The following is a 24346-nucleotide window of genomic DNA, read 5'->3' on the forward strand; positions in this document are numbered from 1 at the left end:
AAGTCGACGGCGGCTGGGTGTCCTGACGCATCAGGCGTTCCTTTCTCCTTCGGCGACCCAGGTCTTCGCGAGGGCCCTGCCGGTCCGTGGCAGGGGAAAGGTTTCGTTCACCGGCTTTCTTGAAGGCTTATTTAGAACCGCTGTGGCAAATTCCAGGCGACAACCACCCGCCTGCGGGCGACAATCCATTTGTTTCATGGCCGGTCCGATCCTCATAGTCGATGACGACCCCGTCCAGCGCAGGCTTCTCGAAGCGGCGGTGACGAAGTTCGGCCACGAGGCGATCGTCGTCGACGGCGGCGAAGCGGCGCTCGCGGTACTCGACGGGCCGCGCGGACGCGATGTGTCGGCAGTCATCCTCGATCTCATGATGCCCGGCCTTGACGGCATCGGCGTCATGGCCGCCATGCGCGAGCGCGACATCGCCTTGCCCGTCATCGTGCAGACGGCGCAAGGCGGGATCGACACCGTTGTCGCCGCGATGCGGGCCGGCGCCTTCGATTTCGTCGTCAAGCCGGCGTCGCCGGATCGGCTGCAGGCAGCGATATCGAGCGCCCTCAAGGTCGAGGCGGTCGGGGAGGCGGTGCGCCGGGCGCGCAAGCCGTCGGGCGGAACGCTGACCTTCAAGGACCTCGTCACCCGCAGCGAAACCATGGAGCGGGTGATCCGGCTCGGTCAGAAAGCGGCTGCGTCCAGCATCCCAATCCTGATAGAAGGGGAGTCCGGTGTCGGCAAGGAGATGGTGGCCCGCGCCATCCAGGGATCCGGCGAACGCCGCTCGAAACCTTTTGTGACCGTGAATTGTGGGGCAATCCCCGAAAATCTGGTGGAAAGCATCCTGTTCGGCCACGAGAAGGGGGCCTTCACCGGCGCAACGGAAAAACACACGGGCAAGTTCGTCGAGGCCCATTCGGGTACGCTGTTCCTGGACGAGATCGGCGACCTGCCGCTCGACGTCCAGGTCAAGCTCCTGCGCGCCGTACAGGACGGCGAGGTCGACCCGGTCGGCGCGCGGGCCACGGTCAAGGTCGACATCAGGCTGATCTCGGCGACCCACCGTAACCTGCTTCAGCAGGTGAAGGAGGGCAAATTCCGCGAAGACCTGTTCTACCGCCTCAACGTCTTCCCTATCTTCGTGCCGCCGCTGCGCGACCGGCGTGACGACATTCCGCATCTGGTCAGCCATTTCATGGCCCGCATGACGGCATCGGGAGGCCGCGGGATCGGCGCCATCTCGGAGGAGGCGCTGCGGATGCTGCAGGCCTATGACTGGCCGGGCAACATCCGGCAGCTCGAGAACGCCGTCTTCCGCGCCACCGTGCTTTGCGACGGCGACGTCCTGACCGCCGCGGACTTCCCGCAGATCCGGGCGCAGGTCGAGGGCATCGAACTGTCGCCGGAGATCGCCGGGGCGCCGGAGGCCCCCGCCGCAACTGCACCCTCCGTTCCCGCGCCAGTCGCTGCGCAGTCCCCGGCAGCGGCGGCCGCCCCTGCCGGCGGCGAGAAACAGTTCGGGATCCTGCGCGCGCTCGACGAGCGCGGCAATGTCAGGGCACTCGCCGAGATCGAGCTCGACCTGATCAAGCTGGCCATCGAGCGTTACAACGGCCAGATGAGCGAGGTCGCCCGGCGCCTGGGGATCGGGCGTTCGACCCTCTACCGCAAGCTGAAGGAATACGGCATCGACCCGGATCAGCAGCGTTCGGATCGGTTGGCTTCCTGAGGCACGTCCCGTCGTCCGAACGTCTGGAGCAAGGCCCGGGATGTGGCTCGTCCGGCCCGAATCAGTGATCGGTCCGTCTGGCCGCCGTCCACAATTTCTCGTGTAAACCTCCGGTTTACCTTGATCTCAGCCGTAGATTTTTCGGCGGATTGTCGCCATGGTCTTACCGCATTTCGGCTTCAATAAGCTCTGATTAACCATTAGGAACGATATTCGGAGAGCACCTGAGGGGCATCCGGGCATCAAATCCGGGGACAAACGGCAGTCTGCAAGGCCTTTTGATTTGATCAAGATCGACCTGGGAATTCGCGGACGGGATCCGAGGGGAGCCGTCTGGCCGAAATGGCTGGCACTTCTGATGCTGGCGACCAGCATCCTCCTGGGAGGGGGAGCGGCGGCGAGCGCGGAGACGCGCACGTTGAAGCTCTATTTCATCCATACGGGCGAGAAGGCCCAGATCACTTTCAAGCGCAATGGCCGTTACGACGCCAACGGACTGAAGCAGATCAACAATATCCTGCGCGACTGGCGGCGCAACGAGCCGACCAAGATGGATCCGCGCCTGCTCGATCTTGTCTGGGAGGCCTATCGCGCTTCGGGGTCGAACGACTATATCCATGTCGTTTCGGCCTACCGCTCGCCCGCGACCAACTCGATGCTGCGCAGCCGCTCCAAGGGCGTTGCCAAGAAGAGCCAGCATATGCTCGGCAAGGCGATGGATTTCTATCTGCCCGACGTCAGGCTCAAGAAGCTTCGCGAGATCGGGCTCAAGATGCAGGGCGGCGGCGTCGGCTACTATCCGACATCCGGCTCGCCCTTTGTTCATTTCGACGTGGGCAATGTGCGTCACTGGCCGAAGATGAGCCGCAAGGAACTGGTGGCGCTGTTCCCGAGCGGCAAGACCCTTCATGTGCCGAGCGACGGCAAGCCTTTGCCGGGCTTCGAACAGGCCGTGGCCGCATACGAATCGCGCAGGAAGAGCGGCGGGTCCGCCATCGCGCTGGCGAGTTCGGGCGGCCGCTCGCGTTCCGGCGGCCTGCTGGCTGCGCTGTTCGGCGGCGGCGCGGATGAAGAGGAAGAAAGCGGCGGCGCTGTCGTGGCGGCCGCGGCCGACGAACCCGAGCCGAAGCCGGCCCGCCAGCAGAAGCCTGCGCCTCAGAAGGTCGAGAACCCGGCAAACGGACAGATCCGCATTCTTCCGCCGGAACTGGCGCGCCCGGCCGACGTCGCGCGCCCGGCCGAAGAGCCCGCCCAGGAAACCATCGTCGCCGCGCTGCCGACCCGCGACGTGCCGCTGCCGGCGGTGGCGCCGCGCCCCAAGACCGACGTCGGCGCGCCGCTCGTGGACCTCGACAGCAATCGGGGCCCGCTGGTCGACCTGTCCAGTCAGGGTGACGAGCCCGCGGCGGAAGTCGCGCTCAACGTGCCGCTGCCGACCCGCCGGCCGGCCTATGCGCCGCCTGCCGAACTCGCCACCGCCCAGGACGCGCTTCTGGTCGCGAGCACACAGGTGGAAGAGCTGCAGAACGCGGTGGCCGTGCCGCTTCCGTCGAGCCGTCCGGCCGACACGATCGCGTCCGCCGCGGTGGCCGCCCTTCCGGCATCGATGACGGCCGTGCCGGAGGCTGCTGCCTATGCCGCGCCCGAACCTCGCGCGCCGGTGCCGTCCGCCTCGCCTTTGCTGGAGACGGCCGGGTTCAAGCCGGCGCCCGAGGAGATCATCGCGGTGCCGAAGATGGAGCGCACCGCCGCGGTCGCCGCGTCGCCGAAAATGGCGCTTGCGGCCCGTGCGCCCGGTTCCGATCCGGCCTCGGCGTTCAGCGGAGTGAAGACCACGGCCAAGTCGGCGCGTCCGGGAGCCGCCGACAGCAAGCCCGAGCCCAAGCCGGTGGTTCTGGCGGCGCAGCCAAGGGCAGCCCGCTGGGCGCTCGACGGCAACTACATCGCCAACAACACCGACGGCACGAAGGCGCCGTCCTATGCAAACAAGATCGTCTACTCGGCGCCGCGCGAGGTCTACACCGCCGGCTTCCAGCAGGGCGACCAGCAACTGGCCGATGCGAACCGGTTCACCGGCAAGGCTGTGACCTTCCTGTCGGTGGCGCGTTTCAACTGACCCGCTTGCCAGCGTTTTCCGGTTCGGTGGATTCCGCAGTCCACGCGGGGAGGCCGGGCCGGACGAAGCGGCGCGGCTTCTCTGCTTGAGTGCCTTTTCACAGCGTCATGTCGGGATGCGGGCCTGCTCAGCCCGCCAGCGCCGCTGCCTCGCGCGCGAGCGCCTCGATCTTGTCCCACTGCTGCGCCTTCACCATCTCGTCGGGCGCCACCCAGGAGCCGCCGACGCAGACGACGTTCGGCAGGCCGAGATAGTCGGGCGCATTGCCTGACGTGACGCCGCCGGTCGGGCAGAAACGAATGCCGGCGAAAGGCGAGGCGAGCGATTTCAGGAAGGCGATGCCGCCTGCCTGCTCGGCCGGGAAGAACTTCAGGAAATCCAGGCCTTCCTCGGCGGCGGTCATGATCTCGGCGGGCGTGATCGCGCCGGGCAGCAACGGCACCTCGCTGCCGCGCGCCGCGGCGAAGAGCTGGCTCGTCGCGCCGGGGCTGACGATGAAGCGCGATCCGGCCTGTGCTGCCTGCTCGAACTGGCCGGCGTTGAGGATGGTGCCGGCCCCGACCACGGCCTCTTCCACCTCCCGGGCGATGCGGCGGATCGCCTCGATCGCGTCGGGGGTCCTCAGCGTCACCTCGATCATCGGCAGTCCGCCCCGCGCCAGCGCCCGGGCAAGGGGAACCGCATCCGCGACGTCGGCGATCTTCAGGACGGGAATGACGGGCTGGCCCTTGAGCAGCGCGAGGAGCTTTTCTGTCTTGTTCGCCATGGCAGTCCCGTCCTGTCTGTTTGAACCGATTTAAAGCGTGGGCCCGAGAATCGTTGTCGATCTTCGGAAAACACGAAGCGTGAGGAAGTGCCGGGGCGTCACGCGTCCCTGAGGACGCGTGTCGTCCCGACGGCCCGAAATATCAGAGCCGGCGCCGCCGGTCCATCGTTCAACACCTCGTCGCATCGACCGGTTGCATCGCGAAAGGCCGCTCCAGCCATCGGCTTGCATCCGGGCGCGCCAGGGGCTAGGGCAGGCCATGCATTCCACCGCGCCCTTCCGGGTCGCCGCGCTCTACCGTTTCACGTGGCTCCCCGACTTCACCGATCTCAAGGCGCCGCTGGCGCAGTTCTGCTGCGGCCACGGCATCAAGGGAACGCTGCTGCTCGCCCATGAGGGCATCAACGGTACTGTCGCCGGAAGCGAGGATGCGATCGCCGCGCTGATCGATCGGCTGAGGGCTGTGCCCGCACTGGCCGGGCTCGAGGTCAAATACAGCACCGCGCCGCAAATGCCGTTCCATCGCATGAAGGTCCGCCTGAAGAAGGAGATCGTGACGATGGGCGTGACCGACATCGACCCGCGCGAGAGTGCGGGGACCTATGTCGAGTCGCGCGACTGGAACGCCCTGATCAGCGATCCCGATACGCTCGTTGTCGACACGCGCAACGACTATGAAGTGGCGATCGGCACTTTTCGCGGGGCGGTCGATCCCGCGACCGGGAGCTTCCGTGACTTCCCGCAATGGGCAAGTGAGAACCGTGCCGCGCTGGAGGGCCGCAAGGTGGCGATGTTCTGCACCGGCGGCATCCGCTGCGAAAAGGCGACGGCCTATGTGAAGTCGCTGGGGATCGCAGAGGTCTTCCACCTCAAGGGCGGCATCCTCAAATATCTGGAGGAGGTTCCGGCGTCCGAAAGCCTGTGGCAAGGCGAGTGTTTCGTCTTCGACGAGCGTGTGTCCGTGGGCCATGGCCTGGAGATCGGCGATGCGGAGCTCTGCCGCGCATGCCGGCGCCCGCTGACCGCCTCCGACAGGGCAGCCGGGACCTATCGCGAAGGCGTCTCCTGTCCGCATTGCCATGACCTCCGCAGCGATGCCGACCGCGCGCGCTATGCCGAGCGGCATCGGCAGGTCGAACTCGCCGAGGCGCGCGGCGGCGCGAGGCACATCGGAAGCTGACCGGCTTCCCAGCCGCCTTCATCTCGGTCATTGTAGTGTCGCCAAGGGCTGCATAGATCAAGCGGATCGGCCCGAAAGTCGTACTCGATTCTCGGAAAGCATGATGCGTTGTTCAAGTGATGGAGCGTCCTTTGCGCGTTCGAATGGGCGAGCGGCGCTCGCAGGAGACCTGTCGCCGCGGGCGACGGGACCACCAGATGGAGGCCAGGATGCTCGACCCCAAGAAACTGCTCGACGATTTGCTCGGCTCGACGATCCCCGGGACCAGCGGGACGCTGCGCGAGAAGGCAGGCCAGGCGACCCAGCTTGCCAAGGACAATCCGCTGGCGACGGGCGCATTGGTGGCCGTGCTGCTCGGCACCAGTGCCGGGCGTCAGGTCACCGGGTCGGCGCTCAAGGTCGGCGGGCTCGCGGCCATCGCCGGACTGGCCTACAAGGCCTACCAGAACTACAGGAGCGGCGATCAGCCGGCCCAGCAGACGGACGCCTCGGGCACGCCCGCCCGCGAGCCCGAACTGCTGCCGCCTCCTTCGGATACGGAGTTCCATCCCGCCCAGGCACCGCAAGGGGAGGATGAGTTCGCCCTCATGCTGATCCGCGCCATGATCGCGGCCGCCAATGCCGACGGCCATATCGACGACGAGGAACGCAAGAAGATCGCGGACCGGGTCAGCCTGGCCGGCCTGGACGGTGAGGCGCAGGACTTCCTGATGTCCGAGATCGAGCATCCGCTGTCGATCGACGCCCTGGTGGCCGCCGCGCAGACCGAGGCGCAGAAGGTCGAGCTCTACACAGCCTCGCGCCTTACGATCGAGCCGGATTCGCGTGCGGAACGAGGCTATCTCGACCTGCTGGCCGGCCGACTCAAGCTGCCCGATGCATTGGTGGATCACGTCGAGGCGACGGTATCCTCGATCAAGACCGCGGCGCCGACGTCGACCGACGCACCGAAGTCGAACATCCCCTGGTAATTGCGCGAAAGCGCGGCGGGGCGAGGCACCGTCACCGTCCCGCCGCAAAGGTCATGCGATCAGACGCGGGACCGCAGGATCGGCCCGGCGCCTCATCTTGAGCTCGAACTCGTCCCTGACCTTGCAGACCTGCAGGCGCAGCCATTGATGGCCTTTGTCGGCGTCGTGGCGGGCATGCCAGAACATCTTGATGTCGGTCGCGGGCAGCGGCACCGGCGCCCGGTAGATCTCGAGGCCGAGATTGGGCGCCACCAACTCCGCGAACTGCCGCGGGACGATGGCGAGATGGAGCGAACGTGCGGTGGCCAGTGCGACGCCGAGCGTATGCGGCAACATCAGCGCCACATGGCGCTTGCGCCCGATTCTGGCGAGCGACGTATCCACCGCGCATTTCACCATGCCGTTGACTGACCGCACCGCATGATGGAGCTCGCAGAACAGGTCGAGCGGGATCGTTCCCCAGGAGGGGATGCCGGCAGCCGCGATCGTCGGGTGGTCGGCCGAAGCAACGGCGACATAGGGCGCGCGCAGCAATTGCATGCTCGATGTCCAGTCGGACATGTCGAGCTCGGTGTCGATCGCAATGTCGACGGCATCTTCCTGGAGCAGTTTCTCGGCGGTCCCGCTCGCATTGTCCACGAGCTGCAGCGAGACGCCTGGCGCCTCGTCCGCGAAGCGCCTGGAGAGGGCCGGCATCATCATCATCGAGAACACGTCCGAGCCGAGCAGCGTGAACCGCCGTTGCATGGTCGCGGGGTCGAAGTGCCGGCGCTTGTGGAAGGCGAACTCGATCTTGCCCAGCGCCTCCCGCACGGATGAGCCGAGCTCGAGGGCGCGCGGCGTGGGAATCATGTCGTTGCCGCGACGAATGAAGAGCTGGTCGTCAAGGATTTCGCGCAGGCGCCGCAGCGCCGCGCTGACGGCGGGCTGGCTCAGCCCGATCTGATCGCCGGCCCGCGTCACGCTGCGCTCGCGCATCAGTGCGTCGAAGACCCGGAGGAGATTAAGGTCGAAACCGTTCAAGTTCATGTGCGTGTATGCCCCCATACAAGCGCTGGATTCATTCGGAAGGCGACCGGAATTAGTAGATCGTCAAATGACGCCTGAGTTGACTGAAAGATTAAGTAACAAATCACTACGACATCGGGCCCCCGTCCAATGCGGCATTTTTTGGAAATGCAACCGACAATCGAAGCTAAGAACGATTGTGGCTATTCCGCGACGTCCTTCACTGCAGTTCTGATTGTTTCTGAGAATTCTCCTTCGCGCTTGGCGTAGGGCGAACACAATTTGCAGAAAACGAACTCCATTTGCGCCGTGGATGACGGCCATATCAACATTGGATTTCCCAGGCTTCGTATCAGCCCCTAAATGACACGCTGTCTATACGCCTCTGGTCAGGAAGCGAAGAAATCCGAAACATCGCGAAAGCGGCGACTCGATTGATGCTCCCCGCGGAGCCGCGCGGTCGGCGTCTGCAGGCGCGGACCTGTCGTGGTGACGGGCAGGGACGTGGGGCCGACGGCCAGGGGCCGCTCGGCTCGAGGGTTGGCCAAGGCAGGGAAACGGAGCCGGCCATCCTCCCAAGCAAAAGCCGCGCCCGCGTCTGAACCAGACCAGCGGTCCGGCTATCGAAGCAACGGTTTGAACTGCCCCGGATGCCGCGGGCGGACATGAGAGTTTTAACTACGGAGAGACAGACGTGGCAAACATTCCTGGAAACGACGCGCCGAACCAACTCAACGGCACTTTCGGCGCCGACGTCATCACGGGTGGGCTGAGTAACGACATGCTTCTGGGCTTCGACGGCGCCGACACGCTGTCGGGCGGCTTCCAGAACGATACGCTCTTCGGCAACGAAGGCGCCGACGTCATCAATGGAAATTCCGGTAGCGACATCATCGAAGGTGGCGAAGGCGCCGATAGGATCGACGCCGGAACCGGTGCCGACATGATCATGGTCGGCTTCCTCGAAGAGGCTAACGGCGACACGGTCGACGGCGGGCTCGGTTTCGACAGGCTGATGGTCGACTACTCGATGGAGGCGGCGGGCATCAACTTCGTTGCCCAGGATCCGATCGCGCAGACGACCGTGCTTGGCGGGATCAAGGTCATCAATGTCGAGGAATACCAGATAACGGGCACCGACTTCGCCGATTCGCTCACCGGTGGCCGCTGGAACGACATGCTGAATGGCGGTCTCGGCAACGATACGTTGAATGGCGGCATCGGCATGGACTTTCTCAACGGTGACGAGGGCGACGACACGCTGAACGGCGGCAACGGCATCGACTTCCTGACCGGCGGCGACGGCCACGATAGGCTGAGCGGCGGTTTCGGCATGGACTTCCTCGATGGCGAAGTCGGCAACGACCGCCTGGACGGTGGCTATGGCAACGACTCGATGACGGGTGGAGAGGGCAACGACACCGTCGTCGGCGGCGAGGGCAATGACAGCCTGGCAGGCGCCGAAGGCAACGATACGCTCGACGGCGGCAATGGCAACGATATGCTCGAAGGTGGTCTGGGCACCGACATAGTCCGCGCCGGATACGGAAATGACACCGTCGAAGTGGTGATCGGCCAAGGCAAGGATACGATCGACGGCGGGATAGGCCTTGACGTGCTGCGGGTCGAACGGCTGGCCGGCACCTTCACAGCCAAGGCGTCGAACCTCTCCAACACGCTTTCGGACGGCACGACCTTCGTCGGCATGGAGGCCTACTGGCTCGAAAGCAGCGCCGGTTCGACGAGTGCCGACCGCTGGACCGGTTGGGACGGCAGCGACAGAATGATGAGTTGGGGCGGCAACGACGTGCTGTCGGGAGGCAAGGGCAACGACTATCTCGATGCCGGAACCGGAGTCGACACGGTTGACGGCGGCGACGGCAACGATGTCATCTCCGTTGGAAGCGGCGGCCGGGACGTCGTGAGGGCCGGCGCAGGTACGGATTCGGTTTCGATCCTGCGCTCCGATCTTACCGCCGCGCTGACCTTCTCCATATCGGGCGTCACCGGCAGGCTGAGCGACGGAACCACCGTCACCGACGCCGAGCACTATTCCATTGCCGCCGGGTCTGGCAGCGATACGCTGACGGCCGGGAGCGCCCTTTCCGTGAAGTTCTACGGCAATGGCGGCAATGACCGGCTGACCGGAGGGAAAGGCAGCGACACGCTGGACGGCGGATTGGGCAACGACACGCTCATCGGCGGCGACGGAAACGACTCGATCGTCGACTCCGGCGGCGCCAACGTCATCGATGCCGGCACGGGCAACGACGCTGTCAGCGTCGAGCTCCAGGCGGGCACCTACGTGAACTCGATCCAGTTGGGCACCGGCAATGACACCGCCAGGATCAACTACGCGAGGGGGAGCACGGCGGGCAAATTCTCTGTCGATGGTGGCGTCGGCTTCGATGTGGCCTCGGTTAACCGCAGTCAGTCGGCCAAGAACCTGAGCTTCGTGCTGTCAGCGAATGCCGTGCTGACCAACGGCGACGTCACGCTCAAGAACGTCGAAGCCGTCCAGATCTGGTCGGGCTCAGGCGCCGACAGTCTTACCGGCGGGGCCTATTCGGATCTGTTCAATGGCGGTGCCGGCAACGACACGCTGAAGGGTCTCGGCGGTAACGATACGCTCCATGGCGGCCTTGGCGCCGACCGGCTCGAAGGCGGCGACGGCAACGATACGTTGCATGCGACCGGCGGCTCAGGCATCGACGGCCATGCCGACCGGCTCTATGCCGGCGCCGGGAACGACTACCTGCGCATCAACCACAGCGACTATGCCGATGCCGGCGTCGGCACGGACCGTATCGCGGTCGATCTGTCCAACCAGGCGAACGGCGTGAGTTTCGTCGTCACCAGCGGCCTGGTGAGGGTCAACGCGACGACCAGCTTCACCGGTGCGGAGAGCCTGGAATTCTACGGAACCAGCGGCAACGACACCGTTACGGGAGGAACGCTTGCCGACCGCCTTGTCGGCAATGCCGGCAACGATACGCTACGCGGTGGCGCCGGCAACGATGTCCTCCTCGACGGCGCTGGCAACGACAAGCTCTATGGCGACGCCGGCAACGACACGCTCGTACGAACGGCGGAGATTGGAACCGACCTGATCGACGGCGGCCTCGGCATCGATTCGCTGAAGTTCGACTTCCTCTCGACCAAGTCGGTGATCCTCGATCTGGCCAACAACGCCAACAATGGCGGCATGGCCAAGGGCCTGACCGTCACGGGTGTCGAGATCGTCCATGGAAGCATGCTGGACGACGACATCCGCGGCACTGCGGCGAACGAGACGTTCTATGGCGGTGGCATGGATGACTTCCTCTCCGGCGGTGCGGGCGACGATGTTCTCGAAGGCGGTGCGGGCGGCGATCTCCTCATCGGCGGCGCCGGCAGGGATCAGTTCGTATTCCGCTTCGACGGCTTCGGCACCGGCGACCAGATCACCGACTTCACGCGCGGTCAGGACAAGCTGGTCATCGACCGTTCGGATTTCGGAATTGCCGCCTCGGGGAATCCCGGTTTCGTGGTGGGCGCGAATCCGGCCGTCTCGGGCACGGGTGCCCAGTTCCTGTTCGAGACCGACAATGGGCGGCTCTGGTTCGACCGCGACGGCACCGGCAACGAGCACGATGCCGAACTGATCGTGACGCTCAAGAGTGGCGCCGGGCATCTCCCGACCTTGGCATTGAGCGACTTCCTGTTCGTCTGAACATCGAGGCCCCGGTTCGCAAGAGCGGCTTCGAACCGATCCGACATCGCGACGGCGGCTGGGGCGGCGGAGAGTTGCCGCCCCAGGCCTGGGACGGCCCGCACTGCGGCGGGGCGGGCCGTCTCTTCTTTGAAGACGAGCGAGGGAACCGATCATGGCCGATATTCCTGAATCCGGAATCTTCGTCGGAGCGTTTCGTCTGCGGCAACGCGCGAGGGCGAACGCTCGCCGTCGACAACTTCCCGTTCGCCTGAAGCTTGGTTGCCTGAGCATCCGAGCCGATCGTGTTCACCAACCCGGGACAACGCTCCTCTCGTTTCCCGGCCCTCCCAACCCCTAGGCGCCATCGGCGGAGCCGCTTTGCTCAGCGGCCGTCCCGGACCCCGCACCACCCCGGTGCGAAGGTTGGGTTGCGGCACTCGCCCTGGTCCGGTGGGTGCCGCCTTTTCTTCTCGTGCGAGCGATCGCGGACCGGAACGGCGTGCCGAAGGTGCGTCGCGTCGTTGCAAACACGATTTCCTTGCGTGGCGGTTGGTCTCCTTGCAAGATCGCGGGTGAATACTTTCATGCCAACTTTGCGTTAACGTCTTGTTAACCCAGCGGGCGCATCATTTGCTTATCGGGCCTGCTTTTCCTCCTCCCAAGCGTGGTTCGAAACTGGGCGGCCGCAAATGGCCGCCCTTTCGTTGGCGGTCGCTGCCGCAACCGCCATTGCTCGGCGCGTCGTTTGTGCCTTGCCACACCGGCCTCCATTTGCAATGCCTTCTCCCCGGAATGAAGGATCAAGGCATGGCCAAAACTGCGATCGTCACGGGCGCCGGCACTGGTATCGGCAAGGCGGTGGCCACCGCGCTCCTGAAGGACGGCTGGAACACGGTGTTCTGCGGTCGGCGGCTCGCAATGCTCGAGCAGGCTATCGCCGAGGCCGGCCCGACGGAGGCAAGGGCGCTGCCCGTCGCCTGCGACATCTCCAGCGCGACGCGGGTGGATGAGATGTTCGAGACGGTGGCCGAGGCCTTCGGCCGGGTCGACCTGCTCTTCAACAATGCCGGCATGGGCTACAAGTCGACGCTGATCGACGAGATCCCCGTCGAGGTCTGGAACGAGGTGGTCGGCGTCAATCTCACCGGCTCCTTCCTCTGTGCCCGCGCTGCGTTCCGCGCGATGCGCAGCCAGAGCCCGATGGGTGGGCGCATCATAAACAACGGCTCGGTCTCGGCCTATGCGCCCCGGCCCGGATCCGTGCCATATACGGCCACCAAGCACGCGATCACGGGCCTCACCCGGACCCTTGCGCTGGACGGCAGACCCTACGACATCGCCTGCGGACAGATCGATATCGGCAATGCGCTGACGGATATGGCGGCGCCGATGACCGTGGGCGTGCCGCAAGCCAATGGCAGCATCGCTCCCGAAGTGGTGATGGACGTCAGGCATGTGGCCGATGCGGTGTTGCACATGGCGAGCCTTCCGCTCGACGCCAACGTGCTGTTCATGACTGTCATGGCGACCAAAATGCCTTATGTCGGGCGCGGCTGACTATTCGCGCCCTCCGCATATCTCGCGGGCCGGCGTCGGTGCGATGATCTACGCGTCGGAATCCAGGCGCGGGGGTGAACCATGTCGTTGATGGGGCGGCGGACCGACTGGCTTCGCCTGTCGCGCGCCGGAAGGGCGCCGGGAAACGAGCATATCGTAATCGCGGCAACCTTCACCGCGGATCCGCTCGTGCCCTATCTCGGTTCCCGCCTGGTCGATGATCCTGTCCGGCCACCGGCGCTGACCGTCGCGTCCTACAATCAGCTGATTCAGCTCGGCCTCGGCTGGAAGGCCGACTATGGCGACCGGCCGCCCACCGCCATTGTGATGCTCTGGCGGATCGAGGATTTCGCGCGCGCCGATTTCCAGGCAGTGGTCCGCGGCGGCGGCGCAGCCGGATTGTTCGAGAAAGTCGAGGAACTCGCGGAGGCGGTCGCAGGCTTGCGCGGAAGCTTTCCCGGGCGGATCGTCTGCACGGTGCCGCCGTTCCCACATTCGTCGGACCATGCCATCGAAACGCTCGGCAGTGCCGCCACGATCGGCGCGCTGCACCGGCAGGTCGTCGACATCTGGATCCGCCGGATGCGCGAGATCGGCCATGTCGGCCTTCTCGATCTCGACGGGATCCAGCGGCTGGTCGGTGCCGAGAACTCGCTCGACTGGCGCAAGTGGTACCTGTACCGGCAGCCTTACAGCGAAGCGTTCTGGGACAGGATCGCCGAAAGCTGCGCATCGCTGATCCGCTCCCAGTCGGCAGCGGCAAAGAAATGCGTCGTCGTCGACTGCGACAACACGTTGTGGGGTGGCGTGGTCGGCGAGGACGGGTTGGCCGGCATCCGGCTCGGCGACGATTTTCCGGGATCGGTGTTCCGGGACTTCCAGCACCAGCTTCAGACCCTGCGCAGCCGGGGCATCATGATCGCGCTCTGCAGCAAGAACAATGAGCAGGATGTCTGGGAGGTCTTCGACCGGCACGACGGAATGGTGCTGCAGCGAAAGGATCTCGTCGCTCACCGGATCAATTGGCTGGACAAGCCGGGCAACATCGCGAGCCTTGCCGAGGAACTGAACATCGGCCCGGACAGCATGGTCTTTGTCGACGACAGCGCGATGGAGATCGGCCATGTCGGCGAAACGTTGCCGATGGTGACCTGCATCCAGGTGCCGGACGAACTGACGGCATTCCCCACGGTGTTCGGCGCCTTCCGCGGCTTCGACAGCGAGACGGTCAGTGCCGAGGATCGCGGGCGCTCGGAGATGATGCTCCAGGAACGCCGGCGTCGCGATCTCGCCGGGGCGCTCACATCAGAGGAGTTCAGGCGCCAGCTCCAGCTTCGGGTCGATCTCTTCGAAGTCAAGGCCGAGCACATTGCCCGCGTCGCGCAACTCATCAACAAGAGCAACCAGTTCAACCTGACCACGCGGCGCAAGACCGAGGGCGACGTCGCCCGGCTGCTCGACGATCCTGCCGTCACGATGCTCGCCTGGCGCGTCTCGGACCGGTTCGGCGATTATGGCCTCGTCGGCGTCCTGATCCTGAAACATGACGAAGAGCAGGCTGAGATCGAAACGCTGCTGATGAGCTGCCGCGTGCTCGGGCGCGGCGTCGAGCGCTCGGTCTTCGCCGCGCTCTGCGATCTGCTGCGGGCGCGCGGCGCGAAACGCCTCGTCGGAACCTATCTGAAGACCAGCAAGAACCAACTCGTCGCTGCACTCTATCGCGACCACGGCTTCCGACAGGTCTCGCCCGAGGAATGGGTGCTCGAGGACTTCACCGGCATAGGCTGGCCGGAAGAGATCGCCCGGCCGGGCTTGTGATCTCCTATTTCTTCAGGAACGCCTCGATCCGCTCGATCGCCCGCAAGATATTCTCTTCCGAGTTGGCGTAGGACAGGCGGATGTAGCCTTCGCCGAGTATGCCGAAATCGGGACCGCCGATCAGTGCCACGCCCGTTTCCTCCAGCAGCGCCGAGGCAAGCTGCTTGGCCTTCCAGCCCGTGCCAGTGATGTTGGGGAAGGCATAGAAGGCGCCTTTCGGCGTGATGCAGGAGACGCCGGGCAGGCTGTTCAGCCCTTCGACGACGATCCTGCGGCGCCGGTCGAAGGCGCGCATCATCCTCTCCACCTCGTCCTGCGGCCCGTCGATCGCTGCGATGCCCGCGAATTGGCTCGGCGCGTTTACGCAGGACCAGCAGTTCACCGCCAGCTTGCGCACCTTGTCGTAGAGATGGGCGCCCTCCCGGGAGTTCGGCCAGATCGACCAGCCCAGGCGCCAGCCCGTCATGGCCCATGTCTTCGACCAGCCGTTGAGCACGATCAGCCGCTCGCGGATCTCCGGGAACTGCAGAAGCGACGTATGGGTTTCGCCGTCATAGGTCATGACGTCGTAGATCTCGTCCGAGAGGATCGCGACATCGGAATGTGCCTCGAGGCCCTTGACCAGCTTCTCGATCTCGGCCCGTGGGGTGACGCCGCCGGTGGGATTGGCCGGCGAGTTCAGGATGAGCAGGCGGGTCCGCGGCGTGATGAGGGCCAGCGTCTCCTCGGCCGAGAAGGCGAAGCCGTTTTCCTCGCGGATCGGCACGGGCACGGGCGTCGCGCCGGTGAACTCGATCATCGATCGGTAGATCGGAAAGCCCGGGTCCGGATAGAGGATCTCGGCACCCGGCTCGCCGAACATGACGATGGCGGCATACATCGTCGGCTTGCCGCCCGGCAGGATCATCACGTTGTCGGGCGAAACCTCGACGCCCGTCGTGCTTAGTGTCCGGCGCACCACCGCCTCGCGGGTCGCGAGCAGGCCGGTTGCCGGTGTGTAGCCGTGGTGGCCGTCGCGCAGGGCCTTGATCGCGGCCTCGACGATGTGCTGCGGTGTCTTGAAGTCCGGCTGGCCGATGCCGAGGTTGATGACATCCTTGCCCTCGGCCGCCAGCGCGGTCGCCCGGGCCAGCACCGCAAAGGCATTCTCTTCCCCGAGGCGGTCGAAAGCGGCGATCGTTTGGAGCATTGCGGCTGTCCGTCTGGTTCTTTTCCGATAGGTCTGTTTTTGTGAGCCTCCGGCAGCAAAAGTCAACGGAAGGAAGGTCGGCATGACAGGCGATCTGAAGCATTGGCAGCCGCGGCCGCGGCCGGCGCGAGAACCGCTCGAAGGACGTTTCGTCCGGCTCGAGCCGCTTGACGCCGCGCGGCATGGCGACGGGCTCTACGAGGCCTCGACGGTCGCCGACGCCGGCGAGCGGTTCCGCTGGCTGTTCGAATATCCGCCCGACAACCGCGCCGCCTTCCAGCCCTGGCTGGAAAAGGCCGAGGCGAGCGCCGATCCGCTGTTCTTCACGGTGATCGACAAGGCGAGCGGCAAGATCGCCGGCCGCCAGACCCTGATGCGCATCGAGCCGGCCTTCGGCGTGATCGAGATCGGCAACATCTATTGGGGGGCGTTGATGTCGCGCAAACCGGCGGCAACCGAGGCGCAGTTCCTGTTCATGCGCCATGTCTTCGACGGGCTCGGCTATCGCCGCTATGAATGGAAATGCAACAATCGCAACGAGCCTTCCAAGCGGGCCGCCGAACGCTTCGGTTTCGTCTTCGAGGGCGTCTTCCGCCAGCACATGGTGGTCAAGGGCGAGAATCGCGACACGGCATGGTATTCCGTAACCGACAAGGAGTGGCCGCCGTTGCGTCAGGCCTATGAGGAATGGCTCGATCCCGCGAACTTCCTGGCGGACGGCAGCCAGAAACGACGGCTGGAGGATATCAAGGCCGCCCTTCGCCGCTAGGAGAACATCTTTGGCACATACGCACGGGCAGGGCGGACGCGATCATGGCCATGGGCACGGCCAAGGGCATGATCATGGCAAGGGCACCACCGACAAGACCAGGGTGCTGGTCGTCGCCTGCCTCACCGGCGGCTTCATGGTCGCCGAGGCCCTGGGCGGCGTCGTGACCGGCTCGCTGGCGCTCATCGCCGATGCCGGCCACATGCTGACCGATTCTATCGCGCTCTGGCTTGCCTGGTACGCCTTCCATCTCGCCGATCGGCCGCCCACAGTGCGCCTGACCTATGGCTTCGGCCGGGTGAAGACGCTGGTCGCCTACACCAACGGCATCACCATCTTCGCGATCGCCGTCTGGATCGTCTATGAAGCCGTGCGCCGGCTGATGGAGCCGCCCGAGGTCCTGGCCGGCCCGATGCTCGTCGTCGCGTTTCTGGGCCTCGCGGTCAACATCGTCGGTTTCGTCGTGCTGCGCGGCGGCGACCGCGGCAGTCTCAACATGCGCGGCGCCCTCATTCATGTCCTGGGCGACATGCTGGGATCGGCGGCGGCCATCGTGGCGGCAATCGTCATCCTCGCCACCGACTGGACGCCGATCGACCCGATCCTCTCCGTGCTCGTCGCGCTGCTCATCCTGTCGACGGCCTGGTCGCTCATGCGCGAGGCGGCCCATGTGCTGCTCGAAGGCGTTCCGGCCGGGCTCGACCGCGACCGGATTGCCAGCGAGTTGCAGGACAAGGTCGCGGGCCTGCGCGAGGTCCGCCACATGCATGTCTGGTCGATCGACGGATCGCGCAATATGGCGACGCTGCGCGCCTGCCTCGACGATGATGCGGATGCAGTTGCGACGATCCGCGCGATCAAGATGGAGCTTGCATCCCGGCACGGTATCGATCATGCCACTGTCGAGCCCGAATATGGCGCTGGCGCCGAGACCGACCATCGGCACTGAGCAGGTTTTCGGAAAGTGTCCCATGGTTTTCCGACAAGAACCTGCGGCAAGAAAAGAGGCTAGGCAGGTGAAGCGTGCGGGAAGCCACGCAAAGCTGCTCAAGAGCTGAAAGGGAAGGGCCGTGCAGAACAGCAACCGCAATTCGGCCATCGCCGCGGCCGCGATCATGATCGGCTTCGGCCTCGTCGCCTATTACCTGCCCACCATCATGCTGGCGGTGGGAAATCTCTCCACCGCCGCGGCCGGGGTGGTGGCCGTGGCTTTCGTGGCGGCATTCTTTCTGATCTTCTGGCTGAGGGCGCGTGCGCAACGACGTGGGGAGAACTGACATGCGGATCCTGATCACGGGCGCGGCCGGAATGGTCGGCCGCAAGCTTACCCAACGGCTGGTGCGAGAGGGAACGCTTGCCGGCCGGCAAATCGAGGCGCTCGACCTGCACGATATCGTTGCGCCGGAGCGGCCTCAGATGGACGGTGTCGACATCGCCATCCATGCCGGCGATCTCGCCGCGCCGGAAACGGCCACGGCCTTGGCGGCGAAGCGGCCTGACGCGGTCTTTCATCTTGCCGGTATCGTCTCTGGCGAGGCGGAGGCGAATTTCGAACTCGGCTACCGGGTCAATCTCGACGGAAGCCGTCTTTTGTTCGAAGCGCTCCGCGAGGCCGGCAACCGGCCGCGCGTGGTCTTCACCTCTTCGATCGCGGTGTTCGGCGCGCCGTTCCCCGACATGATCCCGGACGAGTTCCATCCGACGCCGCTCACCTCCTACGGCACGCAGAAGCTGATCGGCGAAGCGCTGCTCGCCGACTACACGCGTCGCGGCTTCTTCGACGGGATCGGCATCCGGCTGCCGACCATCTGCGTCCGTCCGGGCAAACCGAACAAGGCCGCATCGGGTTTCTTCTCCGGCATCATCCGCGAGCCCCTCAACGGTCTTCCCGCCCAGCTTCCGGTGCCGCGCTCGGTCGTCCATACCCATGCCAGTCCGCGCTCGGCGGTGAACTTCCTCGTCCATGCGGCCGGCCTCGACGGCGCCCGCGTCGGTCCGCGCCGCAATCTCACGATGCCGGGTGTCGCGGTCAGCGTCGGCGAGCAGATAGACGCCTTGCGCCGCGTCGCAGGCGATCACGTCGCCGCACTGATCCGGGAGGAGCCAGACGCTGCCGTCTGGGCGATCGTCCGGAACTGGCCGACGCGTTTTGCCGCTACGCGGGCACGCGACCTCGGCTTCGTCGCCGAGGAGAGTTTCGACGACATCATCCGGGTCTATGTCGAGGACGAACTGGGCGGCGCGCTGCCGGGCTTGTAAGGGGCCGAGCCCGGGCGCTGTCGGCGACCGGGCCCGGTCGAGCCAGCCTATCCCTCGACGAAGGCCAGCAGGTCGGCGTTGATGACGTCCGGATGGGTCGTGCACATGCCGTGCGGCAGGCCCTCATAGACCTTGAGCGTGCCGTGCTTGAGCAGTTTCACCGCAAGAAGCGCGGAATCGGCGATGGGCACGATCTGGTCGTCGTCTCCATGCATCACCAGCACGGGCACATCGATCTTCTTCAGGTCTTCGGTGAAATCGGTTTCGGAAAAGGCCTTGATGCAGTCGTAGTGCGCCTTGGCGCCGCCCATCATTCCCTGCCGCCACCAATTGTCGATGACACCCTGGGAAACCGTGGCGCCGGGGCGGTTGTAGCCGTAGAAGGGACCTGAGGGAACATCCCTGTAGAACTGTGCGCGATTGGCCACCAGGGCGCTGCGGAAGCCGTCGAAAACCTCGATCGGCAAGCCGCCGGGATTTTTGTCCGACTTCACCATGACGGGCGGCACCGCGCCGATCAGCACGGCCTTGGCGACACGGCCCGCCTCGGCGCGCGCGACATAGTGGGCGACTTCGCCGCCGCCGGTGGAATGGCCGATATGCACGGCGTCCTTCAGGTCGAGCGCGGCGGTGAGCGCGGCGACGTCAGCCGCATAGGTATCCATCTCGTTGCCCGTTGCCGTCTGGGTGGAGCGCCCGTGTCCACGCCGGTCATGGGCGATCACGCGATATCCCTTGTCCAGGAAGAAGAGCATCTGGTTGTCCCAGTCGTCGGCACTCAGCGGCCAGCCGTGGTGGAAGACGAGCGGTTGGCCGCTGCCCCAGTCCTTGTAGAAAATCTCGGTTCCGTCCTTGGTCGTGATCATGCCCATGAGAAGCTCCTTTGAGGCCGTCGATAGATATTAAGCTCTTCCAGCATCGACCACGTCAATGTCGCCCATGCGACGCGGCGCGATGGAGTTTCACTGGCCTGCCCGCTTCGTCTGCAACGCCAGATGATGCGAGACCCGCGGCTCGGCCGGCCCCTTGTGGAATGCGAGGACGGCCTTCTGCAAGTCGGCGTCGGCCTTTGAAACCCGCTTATGCTGCCGCATATGTTCGGCCCAGGATTCCACCATGAACCACTCGATAATGCGCTCGGGATCGGCGGCGTCCTCGGTGATCCCCCAGTTGAAGGCGCCGTCGCGCCTGCGTTCTCCCGCCAGGTGCCGCATCGCATCTAGGAAGCCGGGCCGATCCTTCTTTTCGATGCGGTACTCGACCTGGATGAGCACCGGCCCACGGTCATGGTCGACCGGCTCGGCGGTCAGCGGCTCGGGCCAGTGCCGTGACGGCATCAGGTCGTCCTCGCCGGCCGGAAGCTTGACCAGATGCAGGCCGAATGCTGCGAGTGCGAGGCCGACGCCGGCCACTATGAGTGTCGTCGGAACCCCCAGTTGCTGGGCTACGAGGCCCCAGCCCAGGCTCCCGCCCGCCATGGCGCCATTGAAGACGGTGAGATAGACCGCCAGGCCCCGACCACGCACCCAATTGGGCAGGATCGCCTGTGCGGCGGCGTTGAGCGTTGTCAGCGCCACGATCCAGGCGGTTCCGAGGAGCAGCAGCGCCAGGATCGCCGCCCACCGCGGCGGTGCGAAAGCAAGGGCGCTCATTACGGCCGCGGCAACCAGCGAGGCGCCGAGCAGGAGTGCGTCGGCATCGAGACGACGCCGGAGCGCCGGCAACAGCAATGCCCCGGCAATGGCCCCCACGCCCACGGCACCGAGAAGAATGCCGTAGAAACCGGCGTCGCCGTCCAGAAGATTCCTGGCCACCAGCGGCAGCAATGCCCATACCGCGCTGGCGAAGGCGAAGAAGATCACGGCCCGCAACAGCACCACATGCAGGGGCCGGCTGGCCCGGGCATAACGCAGGCCGGCGCGGAAGGCGCCGGTGAAGTGCTCCGACAGGTCATCGTCGGCCTCGGGGATGCGCCGCCACCAGAGCAGCGCGGCGATAACGAAGGCATAGCTCAGCACATCGACGCCATAGGTGAGTGCCGCGCCGAAAGAGGCGAGGAGCAGGCCGCCCGCGGCCGGCCCGATCGAACGGGCGATGTTGATCCCCAACGAATTCAGCGCGACGGCATTCTTCAGGTCATGCCGCGGCACGAGCTCGGGGACGATCGATTGCCAGGTCGGCCCCATCAGGGCTGCGCCAACGCCGCCCGCGAAGGTGAGGGCGACCAGCAGGCCCACCGTCAGCTGGCCCGACTGCGACAGGAGCATGAGGGCCGCGCTCACAGCCGCCAGCATCACCTGCAGGGCGATCAGAAGTCGGCGCCGGTCGAGTATGTCCGACAGCACGCCGGCCGGAATGGCGAGAAGGAAGATAGGCAGCGTACCGGCCGTCTGCACCAAGGCGACGGCTGCCGGCGAGGCCGAAAGGTCGGTGACCAGCCAGGCGCTGGCCACGTCGCGCATGAAGCTGCCGGTATTGCCGAGAACGGTCGCGGCCCATAGCACGGCGAAGACGGGCTGCCTGAGCGGCGAGAAGGCCGAACTGCCGCTCTGCTCGACGGTCGCCGCCATCAGCCTCGAGCCCGCGACGGCTTCACCGTCAGTATGGCGAGCAGGATCAGGCCGCCTGCGATCGCAACGTGCTCGAAGAAGATGTTGCGATGGAGGAACTGCTCGGCCTCGGCCTTCAGCCAGAAGGAATGCGCCAGAAGCGTCGCGACTGCGGTGAAGCCGGTGAGCGTCAGCGCACCGATCCACGCGAGCCGCCCGCCCGCGATCAGCAACGCCGAACCGCCGAGCTGGACGACGATCACGAGAACGGCGAGCGGCAATGCGGGTTCGATCGCGGTCAGGCCTCGCACCTCGGCCACGGCTCCCGGGAAGTCGAACAGCTTCGATATGCCGCTGATGAGAAACGGCACTGCGACCGCGAAACGCGCGGCCGCCTCAATCCAGCGGACGGCAAGCAAGCGTTCGACGACGGACTGCATTCCTGAGGCGACGGCTGACGGCATGGGCTGTGTCCTCGCTGGTGGTCGTTTCACGTCTCAGAACGCCCAGCAAGAGCAGCCGAGGGCGCCCCAGAAAGCGCCTTCGTCGGCGGCCGGCGTCTGCGCTGCAAAGGCGCGCGCATGGTCGTGCCCGTGCACGCCGCAAGCATTTGCGCAGCCGCAGCCCACGAACGCGTAACGCGTTCCGCCGGCATCGGCACGCTTCTGGTATCCTTCCCAGCGGCGCACCGGCGACCAGTCCGGCATGGCCGGTGGCAGGTCGGGCGCGAGGCCCGAATAGTCGCCCGCGCCGTGGACCACCTTGCCGCCAAGCAGGGTAAGGACGCTCTCGATGTCCTGGATCTCGTCCTCGGGCATCGAGAAGTAGTCGCGATCGAGCACCGCGAGATCCGCAAACTGGCCGGCCTTGATCTGGCCTTTTCTGCCCGTCTCGTTGGAGAACCAGCCATTGGCTTCGGTCCAGAGCCGCAAGGCCGCCTCGCGGTCGAGAAGATTACGCTGCGGGTAGAGCCTGAGACCGCCGAGCGTGCGTCCCGTCACCAGCCAGGAGAGCGAGACCCAGGGGTTGTAGCTCGCCACCCGCGTCGCATCGGTGCCGGCACCGACCGGAACGCCGGCCTCCAACATGCGGGCGACGGGCGGTGTCCGCTCCGCCGCCTTGGCGCCGTAGCGTTCGATGAAATCCTCGCCCTGGAACATCATGCGGTGCTGGACGGCGATGCCGCCGCCGAGTTGGGCGATGCGATCGATGTTCCGGTCGGAGATCGTCTCGGCATGGTCGAAGAACCAGTTCAGCCCCTGCAAAGGAATATCCTTGTCCACCGCCTCGAAGACGTCGAGCGCCCGCGATATGGTTTCGTCGTAGGTGGCGTGGAGCCGCCAGGGCCAGTGGTTCTCGGCGAGCAGTCGCACGACCGGCTCGAGGTCGGCCTCCATCGAGAGAGGCATCTCCGGCCGTTCGACGCGGAAGTCCTCGAAATCGGCGGCCGTGTAGACCAGCATCTCGCCGGCGCCGTTGTGGCGGTAGAGATCATCGCCCTGGCCGGGACGCACCTCTTTCACCCATCCGGCAAAGTCGGCCAGTTCCTGTTTCGGCTTTTGCGTGAACAGGTTATAGGCAATCCGCATTGTCAGTTCGCCGTCGGAGTGCAGCTTCTCGATGATCGCATAGTCCTCGGGATAGTTCTGGAAGCCGCCGCCGGCGTCGATGATCGAGGTGACGCCCAGCCGGTTCATCTCGCGCATGAAATGTCGCGTCGAGTTGAGCTGATATTCCGGCGGCAGCTTCGGCGCCTTGGCGAGCGTCGAATAGAGGATGCTGGCATTCGGGCGCGCGAGCAGCAGGCCGGTCGGGTTCCCCTTGGCGTCGCGCTGAATTTCGCCGCCCGGCGGGTTCGGCGTCTCGCCGGTGTAGCCGACGGCGCGCAGGGCGGCGCCATTGAGCAGGGCGCGGTCGTAAAGATGGAGGATGAACACCGGCGTGTCTGGCGCGATCGCATTGATCTCATCCAGGGTCGGCAGTCGTTTCTCGGCGAATTGGTGTTCGGTGAAGCCGCCCACCACGCGTACCCATTGCGGGGGTGGCGTCGCCGCGACCTGGCGCTTCAGCATCTCCATGGCCTGGCCGAGCGAGCGCACGCCATCCCAGCGCAGCTCCAGATTGTAGTTGAGGCCGCCACGGATGATATGCATGTGGCTGTCGATCAGACCGGGCACGGCGCGCCGTCCGCCGAGATCGACGATCTGCGTTCCCGGGCCTGCCAGTGCCCTGATCTCCTGTTCGTCGCCTGCGGCGACGAACAGCCCACCGGATATGGCCACGGCCTTCGGCGCCGGGTTCTCGCGGTCGAGCGAGGTGAAACGACCATTGACGAGGATCAACTCGGCATCCATGGGAGCCCTTTCCATTTGGTCGGCGGCGAAGGCTGTCCTTCCGCCAAGCATCGACACGGCTCCGAGAAGCGCAGCGCCGGTGTTCAGGTTGCGGCGGGTCAGGCTCACGACGGTCGTGCTCCCGCGGCCCCACCCGAAGACTTCGGCCGCTGCGGAAGTTCGCCGAGCACATGCGGCGCGCATTCCGACGACAGCCACGACGTCGTGACCGGCGCGCCCGAGACAAGACGCTTGGCGACGGGCACGACCTGCTCGCCGATCAGAATGCCCAAGAGCCCGATCAACGCCACGATCGGCGGCGCTGGCGAGCGGACATTGAGCAGCGCATAGATAACGCCGACGAGGACGCCGGCGCCCAGGGAGACGAGATAGAGTTTCATCGTCGGGCTCCGA

General features: G+C 65.5%; 19 protein-coding genes. 11 read left to right on the forward strand and 8 right to left on the reverse strand.

The genetic code is table 11. The features are described from left to right. Positions 1–196: 196 nt before the first annotated feature. Both JN280_RS14065 and JN280_RS14070 read left to right on the forward strand, forming a co-directional pair. On the forward strand, positions 197–1723 hold the full coding sequence (locus tag JN280_RS14065) for a sigma-54-dependent transcriptional regulator (protein ID WP_202312967.1): 1527 nt from the start codon (positions 197–199) through the stop codon (positions 1721–1723). Between the two features lie 283 nt (positions 1724–2006). Next, positions 2007–3839, forward strand: coding sequence for a DUF882 domain-containing protein (locus tag JN280_RS14070; protein ID WP_342215952.1), 1833 nt, complete (start codon positions 2007–2009; stop codon positions 3837–3839). A gap of 127 nt (positions 3840–3966) precedes the next feature. Here the strand turns inward: JN280_RS14070 and JN280_RS14075 are convergent, their stop codons facing one another. Further along, complete coding sequence (locus JN280_RS14075; RefSeq protein WP_202312968.1) at positions 3967–4605, reverse strand: 2-dehydro-3-deoxy-phosphogluconate aldolase; 639 nt, start codon at positions 4603–4605, stop codon at positions 3967–3969. Positions 4606–4864: 259 nt separating this feature from the next. On the opposite strand from JN280_RS14075, the gene trhO reads away from it, so the two are divergent. Beyond that, on the forward strand, positions 4865–5785 hold the full coding sequence (gene trhO, locus JN280_RS14080) for an oxygen-dependent tRNA uridine(34) hydroxylase TrhO (protein ID WP_202312969.1): 921 nt from the start codon (positions 4865–4867) through the stop codon (positions 5783–5785). Positions 5786–5994: 209 nt separating this feature from the next. Continuing rightward, positions 5995–6756 (forward strand): tellurite resistance TerB family protein, encoded by a 762-nt coding sequence (locus tag JN280_RS14085; protein WP_202312970.1) that lies wholly within the window; start codon positions 5995–5997, stop codon positions 6754–6756. A 51-nt stretch (positions 6757–6807) separates the two neighbouring features. Here JN280_RS14085 and JN280_RS14090 read toward each other — a convergent pair whose 3' ends face one another. Then, positions 6808–7785, reverse strand: coding sequence for a LysR family transcriptional regulator (locus JN280_RS14090; protein WP_202312971.1), 978 nt, complete (start codon positions 7783–7785; stop codon positions 6808–6810). Positions 7786–8458: 673 nt separating this feature from the next. Here JN280_RS14090 and JN280_RS14095 point away from each other — a divergent pair. From JN280_RS14095 to JN280_RS14105, 3 genes are all read left to right on the forward strand, one after another. Then, the gene (locus tag JN280_RS14095) at positions 8459–11476 is read left to right on the forward strand and encodes a calcium-binding protein (protein ID WP_202312972.1); all 3018 of its coding nucleotides are present in this window, start codon (positions 8459–8461) and stop codon (positions 11474–11476) included. A gap of 789 nt (positions 11477–12265) precedes the next feature. Further along, complete coding sequence (locus tag JN280_RS14100; protein ID WP_446720826.1) at positions 12266–13015, forward strand: SDR family oxidoreductase; 750 nt, start codon at positions 12266–12268, stop codon at positions 13013–13015. An 81-nt stretch (positions 13016–13096) separates the two neighbouring features. Then, the gene (locus JN280_RS14105; protein WP_202312975.1) at positions 13097–14833 is read left to right on the forward strand and encodes an HAD-IIIC family phosphatase; all 1737 of its coding nucleotides are present in this window, start codon (positions 13097–13099) and stop codon (positions 14831–14833) included. 4 nt (positions 14834–14837) lie between these two features. Here the strand turns inward: JN280_RS14105 and JN280_RS14110 are convergent, their stop codons facing one another. Further along, the gene (locus tag JN280_RS14110; RefSeq protein ID WP_202312976.1) at positions 14838–16022 is read right to left on the reverse strand and encodes a pyridoxal phosphate-dependent aminotransferase; all 1185 of its coding nucleotides are present in this window, start codon (positions 16020–16022) and stop codon (positions 14838–14840) included. An 82-nt stretch (positions 16023–16104) separates the two neighbouring features. Between JN280_RS14110 and JN280_RS14115 the strand changes: the two genes are divergently transcribed. The 4 genes from JN280_RS14115 to denD all read left to right on the forward strand — a co-directional run bounded on the left by JN280_RS14115 (position 16105) and on the right by denD (position 19050). Continuing rightward, entirely contained in the window at positions 16105–16791 is a 687-nt protein-coding gene (locus JN280_RS14115) for a GNAT family N-acetyltransferase (RefSeq protein ID WP_202312977.1), read from the forward strand. Positions 16792–16801: 10 nt separating this feature from the next. Then, positions 16802–17740, forward strand: a complete 939-nt coding sequence (locus JN280_RS14120) for a cation diffusion facilitator family transporter (protein ID WP_244743311.1) — start codon at positions 16802–16804, stop codon at positions 17738–17740. Between the two features lie 121 nt (positions 17741–17861). Then, positions 17862–18068, forward strand: a complete 207-nt coding sequence (locus tag JN280_RS14125) for a hypothetical protein (RefSeq protein ID WP_202315358.1) — start codon at positions 17862–17864, stop codon at positions 18066–18068. Between the two features lies 1 nt (position 18069). Continuing rightward, complete coding sequence (denD, locus tag JN280_RS14130) at positions 18070–19050, forward strand: D-erythronate dehydrogenase (protein ID WP_202312979.1); 981 nt, start codon at positions 18070–18072, stop codon at positions 19048–19050. 47 nt (positions 19051–19097) lie between these two features. Here the strand turns inward: denD and JN280_RS14135 are convergent, their stop codons facing one another. The 5 genes from JN280_RS14135 to JN280_RS14155 all read right to left on the reverse strand — a co-directional run bounded on the left by JN280_RS14135 (position 19098) and on the right by JN280_RS14155 (position 24333). After that, the gene (locus JN280_RS14135; RefSeq protein ID WP_202312980.1) at positions 19098–19922 is read right to left on the reverse strand and encodes an alpha/beta fold hydrolase; all 825 of its coding nucleotides are present in this window, start codon (positions 19920–19922) and stop codon (positions 19098–19100) included. A 90-nt stretch (positions 19923–20012) separates the two neighbouring features. Further along, entirely contained in the window at positions 20013–21620 is a 1608-nt protein-coding gene (locus JN280_RS14140; protein WP_202312981.1) for an MFS transporter, read from the reverse strand. After that, on the reverse strand, positions 21620–22063 hold the full coding sequence (locus tag JN280_RS14145) for a DoxX family protein (RefSeq protein ID WP_244743313.1): 444 nt from the start codon (positions 22061–22063) through the stop codon (positions 21620–21622). The genes JN280_RS14140 and JN280_RS14145 overlap by 1 nt, the downstream gene beginning before the upstream one ends. Before the next feature lie 33 nt (positions 22064–22096). After that, entirely contained in the window at positions 22097–24004 is a 1908-nt protein-coding gene (locus JN280_RS14150) for an amidohydrolase (RefSeq protein WP_202314762.1), read from the reverse strand. Between the two features lie 53 nt (positions 24005–24057). Beyond that, the gene (locus JN280_RS14155) at positions 24058–24333 is read right to left on the reverse strand and encodes a XapX domain-containing protein (RefSeq protein ID WP_202312982.1); all 276 of its coding nucleotides are present in this window, start codon (positions 24331–24333) and stop codon (positions 24058–24060) included. Between the last annotated feature and the right edge of the window lie 13 nt (positions 24334–24346).

The organism is Mesorhizobium sp. L-8-10, assembly GCF_016756635.1.
Classification (GTDB): domain Bacteria; phylum Pseudomonadota; class Alphaproteobacteria; order Rhizobiales; family Rhizobiaceae.

What these genes read in the sequence shown, in the direction of transcription:
- JN280_RS14115 (WP_202312977.1), top strand. Translation starts at nt 16,105, where the DNA reads ATGACAGGCGATCTGAAGCATTGGCAGCCGCGGCCGCGGCCGGCGCGA.
- JN280_RS14140 (WP_202312981.1), bottom strand. Translation starts at nt 21,620, where the DNA reads ATGGCGGCGACCGTCGAGCAGAGCGGCAGTTCGGCCTTCTCGCCGCTC.
- JN280_RS14105 (WP_202312975.1), top strand. Translation starts at nt 13,097, where the DNA reads ATGTCGTTGATGGGGCGGCGGACCGACTGGCTTCGCCTGTCGCGCGCC.
- JN280_RS14135 (WP_202312980.1), bottom strand. Translation starts at nt 19,922, where the DNA reads ATGGGCATGATCACGACCAAGGACGGAACCGAGATTTTCTACAAGGAC.
- JN280_RS14075 (WP_202312968.1), bottom strand. Translation starts at nt 4,605, where the DNA reads ATGGCGAACAAGACAGAAAAGCTCCTCGCGCTGCTCAAGGGCCAGCCC.
- trhO (WP_202312969.1), top strand. Translation starts at nt 4,865, where the DNA reads ATGCATTCCACCGCGCCCTTCCGGGTCGCCGCGCTCTACCGTTTCACG.
- denD (WP_202312979.1), top strand. Translation starts at nt 18,070, where the DNA reads ATGCGGATCCTGATCACGGGCGCGGCCGGAATGGTCGGCCGCAAGCTT.
- JN280_RS14090 (WP_202312971.1), bottom strand. Translation starts at nt 7,785, where the DNA reads ATGAACTTGAACGGTTTCGACCTTAATCTCCTCCGGGTCTTCGACGCA.
- JN280_RS14065 (WP_202312967.1), top strand. Translation starts at nt 197, where the DNA reads ATGGCCGGTCCGATCCTCATAGTCGATGACGACCCCGTCCAGCGCAGG.
- JN280_RS14150 (WP_202314762.1), bottom strand. Translation starts at nt 24,004, where the DNA reads ATGCTTGGCGGAAGGACAGCCTTCGCCGCCGACCAAATGGAAAGGGCT.
- JN280_RS14110 (WP_202312976.1), bottom strand. Translation starts at nt 16,022, where the DNA reads ATGCTCCAAACGATCGCCGCTTTCGACCGCCTCGGGGAAGAGAATGCC.
- JN280_RS14145 (WP_244743313.1), bottom strand. Translation starts at nt 22,063, where the DNA reads ATGCCGTCAGCCGTCGCCTCAGGAATGCAGTCCGTCGTCGAACGCTTG.
- JN280_RS14155 (WP_202312982.1), bottom strand. Translation starts at nt 24,333, where the DNA reads ATGAAACTCTATCTCGTCTCCCTGGGCGCCGGCGTCCTCGTCGGCGTT.
- JN280_RS14085 (WP_202312970.1), top strand. Translation starts at nt 5,995, where the DNA reads ATGCTCGACCCCAAGAAACTGCTCGACGATTTGCTCGGCTCGACGATC.
- JN280_RS14100 (WP_446720826.1), top strand. Translation starts at nt 12,266, where the DNA reads ATGGCCAAAACTGCGATCGTCACGGGCGCCGGCACTGGTATCGGCAAG.